This is a genomic window from Hahella sp. NBU794 (genome assembly GCF_050749805.1).
In the GTDB taxonomy this organism is placed as follows: domain Bacteria; phylum Pseudomonadota; class Gammaproteobacteria; order Pseudomonadales; family Oleiphilaceae; genus Hahella.
Map to the genome: position 1 here is coordinate 5028025 of NZ_CP192738.1, position 15937 is coordinate 5043961.

At 54.4% G+C, this 15937-nt stretch carries 10 protein-coding genes; 8 read left to right on the forward strand and 2 right to left on the reverse strand.

Annotated elements, in window-relative coordinates:
• Positions 1 to 3 precede the first annotated feature (3 nt).
• Both ACQYWX_RS21960 and aspA read left to right on the forward strand, forming a co-directional pair.
• Positions 4 to 2181 (forward strand): GNAT family N-acetyltransferase, encoded by a 2178-nt coding sequence (locus tag ACQYWX_RS21960; RefSeq protein ID WP_431686351.1) that lies wholly within the window; start codon positions 4 to 6, stop codon positions 2179 to 2181.
• Positions 2182 to 2259: 78 nt separating this feature from the next.
• Positions 2260 to 3672: an aspartate ammonia-lyase gene (aspA, locus tag ACQYWX_RS21965; protein WP_253938507.1), complete on the forward strand. Its 1413-nt coding sequence runs from the start codon at positions 2260 to 2262 to the stop codon at positions 3670 to 3672.
• Positions 3673 to 3742: 70 nt separating this feature from the next.
• Here aspA and ACQYWX_RS21970 read toward each other — a convergent pair whose 3' ends face one another.
• The gene (locus ACQYWX_RS21970; RefSeq protein ID WP_216738453.1) at positions 3743 to 4336 is read right to left on the reverse strand and encodes an SIS domain-containing protein; all 594 of its coding nucleotides are present in this window, start codon (positions 4334 to 4336) and stop codon (positions 3743 to 3745) included.
• Between the two features lie 519 nt (positions 4337 to 4855).
• Here ACQYWX_RS21970 and ACQYWX_RS21975 point away from each other — a divergent pair.
• The gene (locus ACQYWX_RS21975; protein WP_431686352.1) at positions 4856 to 7261 is read left to right on the forward strand and encodes a M64 family metallopeptidase; all 2406 of its coding nucleotides are present in this window, start codon (positions 4856 to 4858) and stop codon (positions 7259 to 7261) included.
• A gap of 66 nt (positions 7262 to 7327) precedes the next feature.
• Here the strand turns inward: ACQYWX_RS21975 and ACQYWX_RS21980 are convergent, their stop codons facing one another.
• On the reverse strand, positions 7328 to 9661 hold the full coding sequence (locus tag ACQYWX_RS21980; RefSeq protein WP_431686353.1) for a M48 family metallopeptidase: 2334 nt from the start codon (positions 9659 to 9661) through the stop codon (positions 7328 to 7330).
• 592 nt (positions 9662 to 10253) lie between these two features.
• Here ACQYWX_RS21980 and ACQYWX_RS21985 point away from each other — a divergent pair.
• The 5 genes from ACQYWX_RS21985 to ACQYWX_RS22005 all read left to right on the forward strand — a co-directional run bounded on the left by ACQYWX_RS21985 (position 10254) and on the right by ACQYWX_RS22005 (position 15915).
• Positions 10254 to 11804 (forward strand): ABC transporter substrate-binding protein, encoded by a 1551-nt coding sequence (locus tag ACQYWX_RS21985; RefSeq protein ID WP_216738456.1) that lies wholly within the window; start codon positions 10254 to 10256, stop codon positions 11802 to 11804.
• A gap of 138 nt (positions 11805 to 11942) precedes the next feature.
• A complete protein-coding gene (locus ACQYWX_RS21990) occupies positions 11943 to 12920 on the forward strand; it encodes an ABC transporter permease (protein ID WP_216738457.1) in 978 nt (325 codons plus the stop codon).
• 23 nt (positions 12921 to 12943) lie between these two features.
• Positions 12944 to 13885: an ABC transporter permease gene (locus tag ACQYWX_RS21995; protein ID WP_216738458.1), complete on the forward strand. Its 942-nt coding sequence runs from the start codon at positions 12944 to 12946 to the stop codon at positions 13883 to 13885.
• Positions 13886 to 13888: 3 nt separating this feature from the next.
• Positions 13889 to 14887: an ABC transporter ATP-binding protein gene (locus ACQYWX_RS22000; RefSeq protein WP_216738459.1), complete on the forward strand. Its 999-nt coding sequence runs from the start codon at positions 13889 to 13891 to the stop codon at positions 14885 to 14887.
• Between the two features lie 20 nt (positions 14888 to 14907).
• The gene (locus ACQYWX_RS22005) at positions 14908 to 15915 is read left to right on the forward strand and encodes an ABC transporter ATP-binding protein (RefSeq protein WP_216738460.1); all 1008 of its coding nucleotides are present in this window, start codon (positions 14908 to 14910) and stop codon (positions 15913 to 15915) included.
• The last annotated feature ends 22 nt before the right edge of the window (positions 15916 to 15937 follow it).

Below are 15937 nucleotides of genomic sequence, written 5' to 3' on the forward strand. Positions count from 1 at the left end.
ACCATGCAGTATTCCGTAATGTCTCAAGAGGAGAATTGGCGTGACGCCCTGGCGTCCGCTTTAGCCCGCGCGCGCGCCGCCAATTTCAGAGCGCCGATTTTGATTCAGGGTGAAGCGCCTGAGGTCGAGGCGGTGATCTGGCCAATACTTGAGCATTTTGCGCCAAACCAACGGGTTGTCTGGGTGGGCGCTCCCTCCTCGCCACCATCCAGTTTGCAGATGAAACTGGAAGTGCTGGAAGCCGCCCGCTTTCAAACCAGGCTCGGACAGGAAATCGATTGCCTGATATTCGACGCCCGCTGCGGATTTCATGCAGACGCCTTCGCAGCCCTAACCGGAACCGTTCTCGGCGGAGGTTTATTGCTTTTGTTGACCCCGCCGGCGCGGCAATGGCCATCATTCGATGATCCGGATTATCAACGGATATTGGCGCACCCACTCACTCACCAAGATGTGGACGGACATTATCTGCGACACTTGCAGGAGCGCCTGGACAACGCCAGCGGGTGGCTGCGAATCACGTTCGCCAAGAGTGCGACGCCCATTATCCGTTACACGGCTTTGAGTCCCCCATCCAATACGAGCGCGCATACCGGATCGGTTTCGCAGTCCGCCGTGATCACAGCGTTGCGTACGCTGGCTGCGGGACAGCAGGACGCCTTGGCCATAACCGCCGACCGCGGCCGGGGAAAATCCGCCTCACTAGGCATCGCAGCCGCGCACCGAATCGCCGAAAGTGCGGAAGGCATCTTAGTGACGGCGCCCTCTTTCGCCGCCGTGGCCACACTATTCAAGCATGCGGAAATGACTGCGACCGAACTGGGTCTCGATCAGGAACGACTCAAACGGCATCTGATATTCATCGCTCCCGATGACTTATTACAACGCCTGCCCGAGGCCGACCTGATATTAGTCGACGAAGCCGCCGCCATACCCACCCCCATTCTGGCGTCGTTACTGGAGCATTATCCCAGCGTTGTTTTCGCCACCACCCTTCACGGTTATGAAGGCACAGGACAAGGCTTTTCACTGCGGGTCTTTCCCTTGTTGGACAAACGCCGTCCTGGCTGGCGACATGTGACGATGTCGCAACCCATGCGCTGGTCGCAAGGCGACCCACTGGAAGCCTTTATCAACGACGCCTTATTGCTTAACCAATATCAGCCTGCGCCTTTACCAACCGCTTGGAATGAGAGCGAACTTTGTTTCGAAAGGCTTGATGGCGAGTCATTGCTACGTTCGCCGCAGCGGCTATCGGAAATATTCCAGCTACTGACTCTGGCCCACTACCGTACTACTCCTGACGATCTAAGAACCCTGCTGGATAGCCCGGGACTGGACGTATTTGTATCAACCGTGCGGGGCCGCGTTCTCGGCGCAGTCTTGCTTTCCCATGAGCGCCCTTTCACCGAGCCACCGCTCATCGACGCCATCTGGCGCGGAACCCGTCGTCCACGGGGCCACTTGCTGCAACAACTGTTCGCCCAGCAGATGGGCGTCAGAGAGGCATTACAACGTCCGATGGTTCGTGTCATTCGCATCGCCGTACATCCTGAACGTCAGGGACGCGGCGTCGGCTTGTGGATATTGCAGGCATTAAAGAAAATCCTGGAACAAACCGATTGTTGTCTGATCGGAGCCAGCTTTGGCGCCTCCGACTCCCTGCTGCAATTCTGGGAGCACGCGGGATATCGACTGTTGCGCCTGGGCGGTAAACGCGATCATGTCGCCGGCGCCTACGCCGCTTGCGTCGCAATGTCTCTTAATTCCGAGGGGGAAACATTGATATCTCAGGCGCACGATCGTTTTGTGCGACGCAGCGCCTTCGACAGCCACCATGCCTTCACCCAAGAGCCCTGGATATTATCCCGACTTCCCTCCCAGACGCCGAACGCTTTGCAATCCGGAGAAATCGAACTTTTGCAGCTATTTGTAGAAGGAAGCCGGCCGTATGAGAATGTTGAGGATCTCCTGCTGATTTTAGACGCCTACACAGAGTTAACTTATCTGGAAGAGAAAGCCGCCACGCTTTGGCGAGCCAAAGTGCAGCAGCAACAAGACTGGAGCGAAATCGCCCGCCTGACGGGTCTAAGCGGCAGAAAGCAAATCACCGCTCAATTGAGAGAGTGCGTCCGCGTGCTGTTAGCGTCGCTCGAAACCGCTGGAGCCCCCGCAGGATAAGTGATTCTACGAGATTGCAGCGGCTGGGCCGCCATGTTTCCATTGCTTGCATAATTGTTGGCCATGCGAGATGTATCTATGACCGAGGTTCGAATCGAACACGACTTACTGGGTGATGAGCCCGTTCCCCGGGACGCGTATTACGGAATTCAAACCCAACGCGCCAAACAGAATTTCAATATCACTGGCGTTCCCATCAGCCACTTCCCCGAACTGATCAACTCCCTGGCCATGGTCAAAATGGCGGCGGCCCGCGCCAACCAGCAAACCGGTCAGCTCAGCGACGCCAAAGCGGAAGTCATTGAAGCCGCCTGCCGCGACATTATCAACGGCGGCTATCACGACCAGTTTATTGTCGACCTGATTCAAGGCGGCGCAGGCACCTCCACCAACATGAACGCCAATGAAGTGATCGCCAACCGCGCGCTGGAGATCATGGGACACGTCAAGGGCGAGTATGAATTCCTGCACCCCAACAACGACGTTAATATGTCGCAGTCCACTAACGACGCCTATCCTACCGCTGCGCGATTGGCGATTATTTTCGCTTCGGAGCCATTGAGCGCTGCGTTGTCGGATTTGATCAAAGCGCTGGAAGAGAAATCTCGGGAGTTCGCCGACGTCATCAAAATGGGTCGCACCCAGCTACAGGACGCAGTTCCCATGACGCTTGGCCAGGAGTTCGGCGCTTACGCCGTGACCTTGCGCGAAGACATTGACCGCATCAGCTACGCGGCGGGCTTGCTGCAGGAAGTGAACCTCGGCGGAACCGCCATCGGCACCGGCCTGAATGCACACCCAGACTACCCGGATCTGGCGATTGACGCGCTCGCCGACATCTCCGGCAAGCCCATGCAATTAGCGCACTGTCTGGTTGAAGCCACCTCGGATATGGGCGCCTTTATTCTGTTTTCCGGCGTGCTCAAGCGTCTGGCGGTGAAGCTGTCGAAAGTCAGTAACGACTTGCGTCTGCTATCCAGCGGCCCTCGCGCCGGCTTCAATGAAATCAACCTGCCGCCCATGCAGCCCGGCTCTTCTATTATGCCCGGCAAAGTGAATCCGGTTATTCCTGAAGCCATGAACCAGACTGCGTTTCAGGTCATCGGCAACGACCTCGCCATCACCATGGCGGCGGAAGCAGGACAGTTGCAGTTGAACGCCATGGAGCCGTTGATCATTTACAACCTGCTCAGCGGTATGCGCATGCTCGGCGAAGCCATCAAAATGCTGGAAACCAAGTGTGTGGCCGGCATCACCGCCAATAAAGAGCATTGTGAGAATACCGTTAAGAACAGTATCGGCATTATCACCGCGCTGAACCCATTCATCGGTTACCAAAACGCCACCCGCATCGCCAAGAAGGCGCTGCATACCGGACGGGGCGTCGTGGAGCTGGTGTTGGAGGAAGGGTTGCTGACCGCAGCGCAACTGGATGAGTTGTTGCAGCCGTCCAAGATGCTGTCGACCCGTAGAATCCGGCCACGCGGTTAACCTGTCTGACCGACAAAAAACCGGGCCTGATGCCCGGTTTTTTTTATTTAGAGACGCCTAACGACAGGAGTTAAGCCTGCTCGTAGTTCTCAGGAAAAAAGCGGCGCTCCACCAACTCAATCAGAATATGCAGGACTTTGATGTGCAGTTCCTGCACACGGTCTGCGTACGAGCCGCCGGGAGCGCAGATACATACGTCCGCCAGACTCTCCAGGGGCGAACCCGCTTTACCCGTCAGAGCGATCACGCTGACGCCCTGTTCTCTCGCCGCCTTGGCCGCGTTGAGAATAGTGGGACTCTTGCCGCTGGTGCTGATGGCGATAAGGCTATCGCCTTCACGGCCATGGCTTTCGATATATCTTGAGAAAACGTAGTCATAGCCAAAATCATTGGCGACGCAGCTCATGTGACTGGGGTCGCTGATGGCGATCGCGCCCAATCCTGACCGATTCTTGCGGTAACGCCCGGTCAATTCCTCTGCAAAGTGCATGGCGTCGCACATGGAGCCGCCGTTGCCGCAGGAATATACCCGCCCCTTGCGCTCATAGGTTTTAATCAGCGTCTCGGCCGCCGCCTCCACGCTACGCAAAGCCTCCGCGTTGGCGATAAAGTCATCCAGAGCCCGCTGAGCTTCAAGCAGACTGCCTTTGATATGTTCGATCACAGTGGAGACACCCTTCATAAAAATTTAATAAAAGCTTCTAAGGCCATACGACCTGCATCCGATAATAAGCGTCAGAGATTAATTTTCCTAATTTTTCATACGCTTTATCGTCAGCAAAGTGATCTGCGAACAGAACGCCCCCTATTTAAAAAACGCATCCGTAATTATCCGCTTCAATTAATTTATTCGAAAAAAGTATTTCTTTATTTCCCCAGGTTATTTAGAGCGGGCGTTATGCCGGAAAGCAGATCGCCCACTCATTTTGAAATAAGCCTAGTCCATTGATTTAACAAGTCATACGCCCTCCTGCATAGCTCCTAGGAACTACATAAAAGGCCTCCGCTCCTGTGTATTATTAAGCGGCTATGCTTATCAATTAACCAGTCCGGCGCAGAGGGAGTTAAGGCTCCGGGCATGTCATTAACCATGAGAAATGGATGATTCCGGATGATGCCGCCGACGCACAAACTCCGGCGCATATCCCGTCCATGGACCTCTTGCCTGAAAGGAGAGCTAGAAATGAAGGCGCTTGCGAAGTTATTCATACCTGTCTTTTTGCTGTGCTCATCCGCCTTCGCCACAGCAGAATCAGTGACCGAGCTGCACATCCAGTTAGATCGCACTCAAGTCAATGCAGCCAATCCCAGCGATCTTTCCGCCGGCGTCAACGCCAGTGTGAAAGACAAAATCGCCAAACAGGCCAAATTTTATCAGGACGATGAAATCGTTTCCGACGACCAATTAATGGTGATAGGTAAGGACGCCGAGGGCCGCGAAGTCTATCGACAGGCGGTCGGCAACCCTTTGTTGATGCATGCGGAAGCTTTCGACCCTGACAGCGGCCAAGTGGAAATTGCGGAAGAGATCGTCAAGAACACAGGTACGCTACGTCTGGACGTTCCCAACCGTTTGGATATCCGCACCCTGGAGTTGAACGCCATCAAGAAACAGCGTTCCGGTTACCAGTTCAACTTGTTGCAGCGCATCAAGCTGGGAAAGAAACAGACGGCGCAGACAGCAGCCTCAGTGAGCCTGGAAGCCCGGGCGGATAATGGCGTATTCAGCGTTTTCAAAACCGGTGATTCAGAAAACCGGGCTGACCTGGTATTAGTCTCCGAAGGCTACACCAGCAGCGACCTCAGCAAGTTCGAAGAAGATGCGCGCAAAATCGTAGAAGGCTACTTCGGCGAAGATATCTATAAAGAGTACAAAAACCATTTCAACGTATGGCGCGTGGAAGTACCGAGCAACCAGAGCGGCGCTGGCAACGGCGGCCCTATCGACACCAAGTTCGGCGCCTACTTTAACTGCTACAACATTGAACGCCTGCTGTGCGTCGACGAGAGCAAAGTACTCAACTACCTGAAGTCCGTCATGCCGGCTAACGCCATGGATAAAGTCCTGGTCGTAGTCAACACTGAAAAATACGGCGGCGCAGGCGGCCAAGTAGCCACCATGTCCCTGGCCCCACAAGCCATCGATCTGGCGTTGCATGAGCTGGGCCACAGCTTCGCCAAACTGGCTGACGAATATGATTATGGTACCTGTCAGGTGCACGAGCCGGACAACGCCAACGCCACCGCCAATTCCAGCGGCGCCAAATGGCGACATTGGATGGATGTCGACTCCAACGTCGGCGTATTTGAGGGAGCGATGTACTGTACTCGCGGCATGTACCGCCCCACGCAGAACTCTATGATGAAAGAGCTGGGCCAGCCTTTCTACGCCGTCAACGAAAGTGAAATCGTGCGTCGCATCTATGGCCGCGTGAATGTCATCGACGCCGCCAATCCCGCACAGACTGATATTTCCATGGGGCAAGGCGAGTCCAGAGACTTTTCCGTTACGCCAGTGGATACCGCATCTCATACCGTGAAGACCTTGTGGTATCTGAATGAACAGCAAGTCGGCGAAGGCGCGTCATTCACCTTCAACAGCGGTAAATATCAGGAGGGCGTGTATAAACTGAAAGCCGTCGCCGCGGACAAGACCTCCCGCGTCATCAAAGATCCCAACAAGCTGCTGATCGCTGAGAACACCTGGACAATCACCCTGGGCGACTCTGATTCCGGTTGCAAAGAAGCGCCTGCTACGCCAACAGGCCTGGCTTCTGCGAATATCGGCGCAACCTCATTCAGCTTCACTTGGAGCGCCGTCTCAGGGGCGGAAAGCTATCACACTGAAATCTGGAACGAATCCGCTTCCAAGTGGGAAGCCCTGGAAGACACAGCTGAGACTACTGTTTCCGTCAACGGACTGGAGCAAGGCAGCACTCAATGGGTCAGAGTCTCCTCCAAAAACGCTTGCGGCGCATCCACTCCATCCGAGTACCTCGCCGTGGAGCTGACTGACAGCCAGGACTGCACGCAGCCTCCGGGCGTTCCCGGCGCCTTCGCCGCATCGGATGTTAACGATGGACGCTTCACTCTGAGCTGGAGCGCAGCAGACGGCGCAGCATCCTATGCGGTGCAAAAATGGACTGGCAGGGAATGGCGCGATCACAAGGAAACGGATGCGACGTCCATGGAAGTCACGGCAAGCCGTCTAGGCACAACCGAGTACTATCGTGTTTACGCCAAGAATCAGTGCGGCTCCGGACAGGCGACCAACTGGATCAAAGTGGTCATCCCCCAGAGTAAAGGCTGTACGAATCCACCCGCCAAGCCGGCCGGTTTGCAGTCTTCCTACGTCTACTCCACCCAATTCAGATTGACTTGGCCCAAAGTAGCCGACGCCACGCAGTATGAAGTGCAGACCTGGGACGGCTACGCCAGATCCTGGAAGCCATATCAGAGCACCCAGGGCAACTACGTGGACTTTTACCAACTGCAAAAAGGCTATGTCTACTATCCAAGAGTGGTGGCGAAGAACGCTTGCGGCGCAAGCACTCCGTCCAACTACCTGACAGTCAGACTGCCACGCTGATCCCAACGCAAAGAACCCGGCTCACGCCGGGTTTTTTTGTCTTCTCAGAATTTTCTATCAGGGACCTTAGCGCGCTAAAAGCTCCGCAAACTGCCCTGCTCCCAATGCGGCTCCCACAATCGCCACTGCGATAAGGAAACGCGCCAATGCAGGCGCAACGCCATCCGCAGTCTGGAAACGGTCCCAAAGTCCAAGGCGCTTTTGCCGCTTACGTTCAGAACCTGGCAACAGCACCGAATATTTCGCAGGCGCTCGGGAAGGCTTCGGAGCTTCTCCTATTTGCTCTCCGTCTTTCAGGCTTTGCGCCACTTTGGCCTCCGTTAGCAACAACTGCTCCAACGCCGCATGTCTGAGCGCAGAAAAACAGCCAGCGGCGCTGTTTATCCAGCTATCGATGGCCTGCATCCATTCATTGATATTGTTCTTGCTGGGCGGCGGCAGCTTGAACTCGCCAAACGCATCACTCCAGCGGGACAAGCCAAGTTTTTCACTCAATGTGGCGTCCAACGTCACCTCCACCGCCACGGCAAAGTCCAGGCGCAGAATTTGATATACCTCTTCCGCCACGACCAACAGACGCTTCAATTCACGGGAACTGACATTGCGGTCCGCAGTGATGACTGCGACCACATTAGCCATCAATCCCTGCGCGTCTCTTAAATTGGCCTCTGAATGATCCGCGTAATGCAACATGGCCGCCAAACCTGTCAGATAGGCGTCCCAGCCCCCAGGCACTCTCTTCGCCGCAGCGCGAAACACACTGCGACAACGGCGGTCGTGGCGACAAATCTGTTCGCGAGCGTCTTGAACCTCTTTTTCCAGCTCAGCGATGACGCCAGGCAACTCCGCCCTCTTGAGCTCTTGTCCACGGTGGCGGATAACGCCTCCAGGAGCAGTGAAAATTTTGTCGTATACCGCTTGCAGCGAAACCCGTTCCTCTTCCAGATTACGCAAGCGCTCCAGGTCCGCCGTCAAGGTTTCTGGATACAGCGCCGCCAATTCAGTGCTGATGGCGTTCGTAATAGGTTTCTTGTCATATAAATCATCAACCGTCTCGGCGCTACGCACCACTGAGCGTCCCAGATAGGCGCCCCGGTAGGCAGGATTCAGATACGCCCGATCAAACTGGCTGTCCAGTTTCAACAAAGACTCTTGAATATCCGCCGGCGCCGCCTCCTCTTCCAGACGGATCAGGTGAGCGCTCATTTGCGCTTTCATCGCCGCAGGATCGGAAAATAGTTCCCAGGCCGAGCGCTCATCCAAAGGCGCCGCCACATAGACGCGCTTGGCGTTGTTCTCCCTTTCCGAATTCTCCGGGTGCGTCGCCCACATGCGAGGCGGTTGCGCCAAAGCGGATTTAAACACTCGATGCGCTTCCGGATTCGCCTCTGGCAGCAAAGGGGCGCAGCCATAGTCGGGTTTATCCAGTATCTTGCCGATGCTTTCGATGACGCGACTTTGCACGGCGAAAATATCCTGTACTCCGCGCTTCTCGCTCAACTCGCCGCCGACAAACCGCAACGCTCTGTCCCAGGCCTCATCTGCGGCCTGCAATCGATGCAACGCGTGCACCAGAGCGTCGCTGCCGGTCAACGACACCGCCACCAGATCCGCCTGCAATTCCATTTCCCGCGACAACGCGCGCTGCGCCATCACCACCAGACTGAACACCGTGTCCAACAGGGATCGTATGGACCAGACGATCAAAGACAGCAGCCAACCGATCCAGGCTACACGTAAATCGAATCGGGACAGCCCGCGTAGAAAGTTATCGAACATATCCCGTTCAGCGATGATGTAAGCCGCGATTTGATGCGCCACATACACCCATCTCCCCACCGCCATCGACCGCTGGGCGAAGTGCCCGAACTCATGGGCCAGAACAGCTTTCATCTCGCCCAAAGTCAGCACATTCACCAGCCCGAGGCCGATCTCCAGATTTTTCTTGGAGGGAAAGATCAGGTTGAGGATCGACAGGTCGTAAAATACTGCGGCATTGACCCGTGGCGACAAAAAGACGCGGTGCGGTCTCGGCGCCCCCGCCTCGTCAGCCAACCGATATAAAAATTCGAAGAGTTTAGGCTCTTGTTCCGGCTTGATTTCAATATCGCCGGACTCGTGTCCATGTTTGACAAAAAACAACGCCTTCAACAGGAATAAAGCCAGAAACGCAGCGAGAGCGCCGGCGATTGCGTTAAACAACACTTCATCCCCACCCAGATAGGCGGCGTATAAGCGTTTACCTGCTATCCAGCTGAACCAGCCCGCCAGAAAAAAATAGAGTGTGACAAACAAAGCCAGCCCGGCCATGGCGAGCCAGGCCTTCTGCTTATAGCCCGCAGTGGGACGGGTTAGATTCTCAGGAACTGAGGAAGGACCAGCGGGGTACATATTTTCCATTCACTTTGCTCCAACAAAGTTTTTACAACAGGACGGGGACAGGATTTCCCCTGATGACCGAAGGCGGACTTGCGATAGCTTTCTTGCGACTGGCGCTGGCGAACAATCCCTTGCATTAATTTTGGATTTCGAATGGCTGGCGTATACGCAAAATCTATGGCGAAGCCGACCACCTAATATAGTCGATAGGTTCTTTTTTCGCCATTTTTATTACAGCTCCCCTTTTTTCAAACACTTAGACGCCCTTACATCAAGATGAGAAAATATCGCATAAACCCCGCTTTAATCTGCACCAATTAATTTCGGCGTTTCACAATACGGGTGCATACTTATACGTTTCATGCATGAGACGTGTCGAAATTTCGATTGTCTGATTCATAGGCGAGCCATTAGTCTGCTTATCTCATGATGCAGTACTCGCTTCTAACGACCATGTATCATTTCTTTAGGGATAACCTGAATCAACGCTAACTTGATTTAACGCCTTCTAATGCTGACCTGTCGGCAGTAGACGCGGCTGGTGGCTCCAGGACGGATATTTCCGGTCGCTCATAATAAACAGTCATTCCCAACAAAGAAGGAAGACGAAACAATGAAAAAGACTCTTGGTATCATTGCCGGGGCAGTTCTGTCACTAGGCCTGGTAAACGCTAACGCCGCGACACTCAAGCTCGCGCTGGACGCAGACCCCGTTTCACTCGACCCTCATGAACAACTTTCCGGCGGCACCTTGCAGCTGTCTCATTGGTTGTTCGATCCTCTGATTCGTTGGACCAAAGATCTCACATTCGAACCGCGCCTGGCGGAAAAATGGGAGAGAGTCGACGACCTGACCATGCGCTTCCACCTGCGCAAAGACGTTAAGTTCCACTCCGGAAACACATTCACCGCCAAAGATGTGAAGTGGACTTTCGATCGTCTGAAACAGTCTCCAGACTTCAAGGGAATCTTCGAGCCATTCGCGGACGTTAAAATTGTTGACGACTACACCATCGATCTGGTGACCAAAGAGCCTTTTCCATTGGTGCTGAACAACGCGACCTATCTGTTCCCGATGGACAGCGCTTTCTACAGCGGCACGGATGACAACGGCCAGCCAAAAGACCTGCTGGTCAAGCACGGCAACTCTTTCGCCTCACGCAAAGCCTCCGGCACCGGACCTTTCACTGTGTCCTACCGCGAACAGGGCGTAAAAGTTGAATTCGCGCGCTACCCTGGCTACTGGGACACCAAGTCTCCCGGTAACGTCGACAAAATGATCCTGACGCCTATCAAAGAAGACCCGACTCGCGTCGCGGCGCTGCTTTCCGGCGACGTGGATTATATCGCGCCAGTACCGCCGACCGACCTTAAGCGCATTGAGTCCGACAAGAACTCCAAACTGGTCACCATGAGCGGCACTCGCATCATCACTTTCCAGATGAACCAGAATCGTCGTGCTGAATTCAAGGACCCTCGCGTCCGTCTGGCGATCAACTACGCGATCAACCAGGAAGCTATCAGCGACAAAATCATGAAAGGCTTCTCCACGCCTGCCGCTCAGTTAAGCCCGAAAGGCTACCTGGGTTACAACGCGGACCTGAAGCCTCGCTTTGACCTGAAAAAGGCCAAAGAGCTGATGAAAGAAGCGGGTTACGAAAAAGGTTTCTCCATCACCATGATGGCGCCGAACAACCGCTACGTGAACGATGAGAAAATCGCGCAGGCCGCCGCCGCCATGTTGGCGAAAATCAACATCAAAGTGGACCTGAAAACCCTGCCGAAAGCGCAATACTGGCCTGAGTTCGATGCTCGCTCTGCGGACATCATGATGATCGGCTGGCACTCTGACACCGAGGACTCCAATAACTTCTATGAGTTCCTGGTGATGTGTCCAAATACCGAGACTGGCGCAGGACAGTACAACAGCGGTAACTACTGCAACCCGAAAGTGGATGAAATGGTGAAAGAGGCCAACAAGGTCACTGACACCAAGAAGCGCGCAGAAATCATGCAGAACATCGAGAAGACTCTGTACGACGAAGGCGCTTTCATCCCGCTGCACTGGCAGGACCTGGCCTGGGCCTCCAAAAAGAATGTCGGAGCCGAAGAAGTGTTGAACGTTATGGACTTCCCGTACTTCGGCGACTTGGTGATTAAGTAAGCTAACCAAGCTTGATTAGTCCGCCATTCAGGCAAAGAATCAGAGCCAGATTCTGGAGGGGATCGGACAGCAGTGATGGGACTGCTGTCCGAAGGGAAAGAATCTGGCTCTCCTTTTAACGCCTTAGGTATCTATTAGATGTTGGCATTTTTAATTCGCAGAATCGCTCAGGCTGCGGTGGTGATGTTCGTCATCAGCCTGATCAGTTTCTCCATTCAAGACAATCTTGGCGACCCACTTCGTGAACTGGTGGGACAAGCCGTATCAGAACAAGAACGTAACGCTTTGCGGGAAGAAATGGGACTCAATGACCCCTTCCTCACCCAGTACTGGCGTTTCGCAAAAAAAGCCGTTCAGGGAGATCTTGGCGACTCTTACTTTTTTAAAGAGCCCGCCTTGCAGGTTATCCTCAAGAAACTTCCCGCCACCCTGGAACTGGTATTCGGCGCTACGCTGATCATCGTCCTTCTGTCGGTGCCGCTCGGCGTGTTTTCAGCCATTCGACCGCGCCACTGGCTTTCCAAACTGGTGATGGGAGTCAGTATTATCGGGATATCCATACCAGTATTCCTCACAGCCATACTATTAATGTACGTCTTCGCCATAGAACTGGGGCTGATGCCTTCATTCGGGCGCGGCGAACTGGTCCATGTGTTTGGCTATTGGGACTCTGGCTTCTTCACCTGGGATGGCATCAAACACTTGATTCTTCCCTCAATCGCCCTGTCTTCCATCATGCTGCCATTATTTATCCGCCTCATCCGGTCGGAAATGATGGAAGTGCTGGAATCGGAATACGTCCGTTACGCCTGGGCGAAAGGCCTGAATCCGAAACGTATTTACTTTCTGCATGCGCTTAAAAACACCATGCTGCCCGTCATTACTGTCGGCGGCGTGCAAATAGGCACCATGGTCGCTTATACGATATTGACCGAAACGGTCTTCCAATGGCCTGGCATGGGCTTCCTGTTCCTGGAAGCAGTGAACCGCGTCGATACGCCCTTGATCGTGGCCTATCTGATTGTCGTCGGCGCCATCTTCGTGATTACCAACACTATCGTGGACCTGATTTACGGACTGGTTAACCCAACCGTAAAACTGGCCGGTAAGCAATAGCATCAGGAAGGAGAGTAACCCTCATGCAATCAAACGTAAAAGCTTCACCGAGCCGATGGGCGCAGTTTAAAGACTCTCACTTTTGGCACAGCTTTAAGAAAGACAAGATCGCCATCGTCAGCTTCACGATATTCGCGCTGATTTTGTCCGCGAGCCTGCTGGCGCCGGTATTGGCGCCCTTTGACCCCTACGACCTCACCCAGGTCGACATCATGGATGCGGAAATCCCGCCAAACTGGCAGGAGAACGGAGACGAGCGTTTTGTGTTCGGAACCGACTCTCAAGGGCGCGATATGTGGAGCACGATTCTCTACGGCACCCGCATCTCATTGATGATCGGCGTCTGCGCAGTATTGCTGCAAGCGTTCCTGGGCATCGTCATTGGTCTGATCGCCGGCTATTTCGGCGGCAAGGTCGACAACTTCCTGATGCGTCTGGCGGACATCCAGTTATCGTTCTCCACATTAATGGTGGCGATTATTGTACTAGCCGTGTTCCAGGCCGCATTTGGCGCAGAGCTGTATCAGGAGCTGGCGCTATTCATGCTGATTATGGTTATCGGCATCGCCGAATGGCCGCAGTACGCCCGTACTGTTCGCGCCACCGTGTTGGCTGAACGTAAGAAAGAGTACGTGGACGCCGCCAGAGTCATAGGCCTCCGCTCCAATCGCATCATGTTCCGCCATATTCTGCCGAACACGTTGTCGCCAGTATTGGTCATCTCCACGGTGCAGATCGCCAACGCTATTATCTCGGAAGCTTCCCTGTCCTTCCTTGGCTTGGGCATGCCGCCTTCGAAACCGTCTCTCGGTTCCCTGATATCCAGCGGATTTGAGTTTATTTTCTCGGGCTCCTGGTGGATCACCATCATTCCCGGCATCGTGCTGATCTGTCTTGTCCTGGTGGTGAACCTGCTGGGCGACTGGATGCGCGACGTTCTCAATCCCAAGCTTTACAAGGGCTGATCCATGGCGCTATTAGAAGTTAAAAACCTGGAAGTAAAATTTGGATTGCGCAGCGGCGCCGTTACCGCCCTGCGGGATATCAGCTTCACCGTTGACCGCGGTCAACGCCTGGGCATCGTGGGTGAGTCCGGCGCAGGTAAATCCGTCGCTGCATTCTCCATACTCAACTTGCTGAGCCGCCCCGGCTATATCTCCAGCGGAGAGATCAATTTCGACGGCAAAAACCTGTTGAAGATGTCTCCCGACCAACTGCGCAACGTGCGCGGAAACCGTATCAGTATGATCTTTCAGGATCCCATGATGACCCTGAACCCCGTGCTGACAGTTGGCGCTCAGATGGTTGAGTGTCTGCAGGCGCACACGCGGGTATCCAAAGAAGACGCGAGAAAAATCGCCCTGGAAAAGCTCAAGCTTGTACAGATTCCTTCTCCGGAAAAACGACTGGACCAATATCCTCATGAGCTTTCCGGCGGTATGAAGCAACGCATCATTATCGCCATCGCTCTATTGCTGAATCCAGACATCATCATCGCCGATGAACCTACAACCGCTCTGGACGTCACCATCCAGGCGGAGATCATGGATCTGCTGCTGGAACTGTGCACAAGCCAGAACCTGGGACTGATTCTGATCACTCACGATCTGGGCGTTGTATCCCAGGTCACGCAACAGATGATCGTCATGTACGCAGGAAAAATAATCGAGCAAGGCCCGACCAAGGAAATCATCAATGACGCACAGCATCCCTACACGCAAGGCCTGATCAACGCCTTACCGCAGCAGGGCGTGCCTGGAGAACGTCTATACCAGATTCCCGGAGCGATGCCTCCGCTGCAACGCATTCCCAAAGGATGCGCCTTCCATCCTCGTTGCACCTATGCGCAAGAGCGATGCGAGAAGGAACAGCCGGACTTTACTATATCCGGTGGTTGCCGCGTGGCATGCCATATGGTGGAGGACATGATCAAACAGGCTAACGTCCCCGCTTCCGAAGAGAAATAGAATTACAAGAGTCCGGTCTTATGACAGCATTGGTGAATATAAAAAACTTATACAAAAAGTTTCCGATACATGGCGACTGGTTGGATCAAATCAGTTTCGCCAACGGCCGCTTCCACATGAAGCGCGAGTACGTGCACGCCATTAACGGCGTTTCTCTGGACGTGCAAAAAGGCGAAGCGCTATGCGTAGTCGGCGAATCTGGCTGCGGAAAGTCCACCGTCGCACGCGTCGTAATGGGACTTCTTTCTCCCAGCGGCGGCGAAATTTGCTACGAAGGCCAGCGTATAGACCACCTTTCGTCCAACGCGATGATGCCCTACCGCCGCAAGATGCAGATGATCTTTCAGAATCCGTATGCATCGCTGAATCCACGCATGACCATCAAGCAAACCCTTGAGGAGCCGATTCGCTGGCACCAGCCTAAACTGGCCACCGGAGAGCTGAAGGACAAAGTGGCGGAAGTCATGAAGTCCGTGGGCGTGGACCCCTCCTGGGGCGAGCGTTTTCCTCATGAGTTCTCCGGCGGTCAGCGTCAGCGTATCAGCATCGCGCGCGCACTGATTGTCGATCCCGAGTTTATCGTCGCTGACGAACCTATTTCCGCCTTGGACGTATCAATTCAGGCGCAGGTATTGAACCTGCTGATGGACGCCCAGGAACAACGCGGCCTCACCTATTTGTTCATCACCCACGACTTGTCCGTCGTTGAGCATTTCGGCACCCGCGTCGCGGTAATGTATTTGGGCTCTCTCTGCGAAGTCACTACGGCTCGCAAGCTGTTCGCAGCGCCCCGGCACCCCTACACCCAGGCCCTGCTCAGCGCCATTCCGCGACTGGAAGACGAGAAGCCTGACTTTATCCGCCTCAAAGGCGAAGTGCCCACCCCGGTAAACCTGCCTTCAGGCTGTGTTTTTCACGGCCGCTGCCCTCACGCTAACGATCGCTGCAAACGTGAAGTCCCCGTATTAAGGGAGGTAGACGGAACACAGGTGGCATGTCATGCTGTTGAAGAAGGCCGGCTAGATTAGCCGGCTTTTTCAACCACCCCCA

Excerpts from the sequence above, each read along its gene's own strand:
- ACQYWX_RS21960 (WP_431686351.1), top strand. The coding sequence starts at position 4 with ATGCAGTATTCCGTAATGTCTCAAGAGGAGAATTGGCGTGACGCCCTG.
- aspA (WP_253938507.1), top strand. The coding sequence starts at position 2,260 with ATGACCGAGGTTCGAATCGAACACGACTTACTGGGTGATGAGCCCGTT.
- ACQYWX_RS21975 (WP_431686352.1), top strand. The coding sequence starts at position 4,856 with ATGAAGGCGCTTGCGAAGTTATTCATACCTGTCTTTTTGCTGTGCTCA.
- ACQYWX_RS21980 (WP_431686353.1), bottom strand. The coding sequence starts at position 9,661 with ATGGAAAATATGTACCCCGCTGGTCCTTCCTCAGTTCCTGAGAATCTA.
- ACQYWX_RS21985 (WP_216738456.1), top strand. The coding sequence starts at position 10,254 with ATGAAAAAGACTCTTGGTATCATTGCCGGGGCAGTTCTGTCACTAGGC.
- ACQYWX_RS21990 (WP_216738457.1), top strand. The coding sequence starts at position 11,943 with ATGTTGGCATTTTTAATTCGCAGAATCGCTCAGGCTGCGGTGGTGATG.
- ACQYWX_RS21995 (WP_216738458.1), top strand. The coding sequence starts at position 12,944 with ATGCAATCAAACGTAAAAGCTTCACCGAGCCGATGGGCGCAGTTTAAA.
- ACQYWX_RS22000 (WP_216738459.1), top strand. The coding sequence starts at position 13,889 with ATGGCGCTATTAGAAGTTAAAAACCTGGAAGTAAAATTTGGATTGCGC.
- ACQYWX_RS22005 (WP_216738460.1), top strand. The coding sequence starts at position 14,908 with ATGACAGCATTGGTGAATATAAAAAACTTATACAAAAAGTTTCCGATA.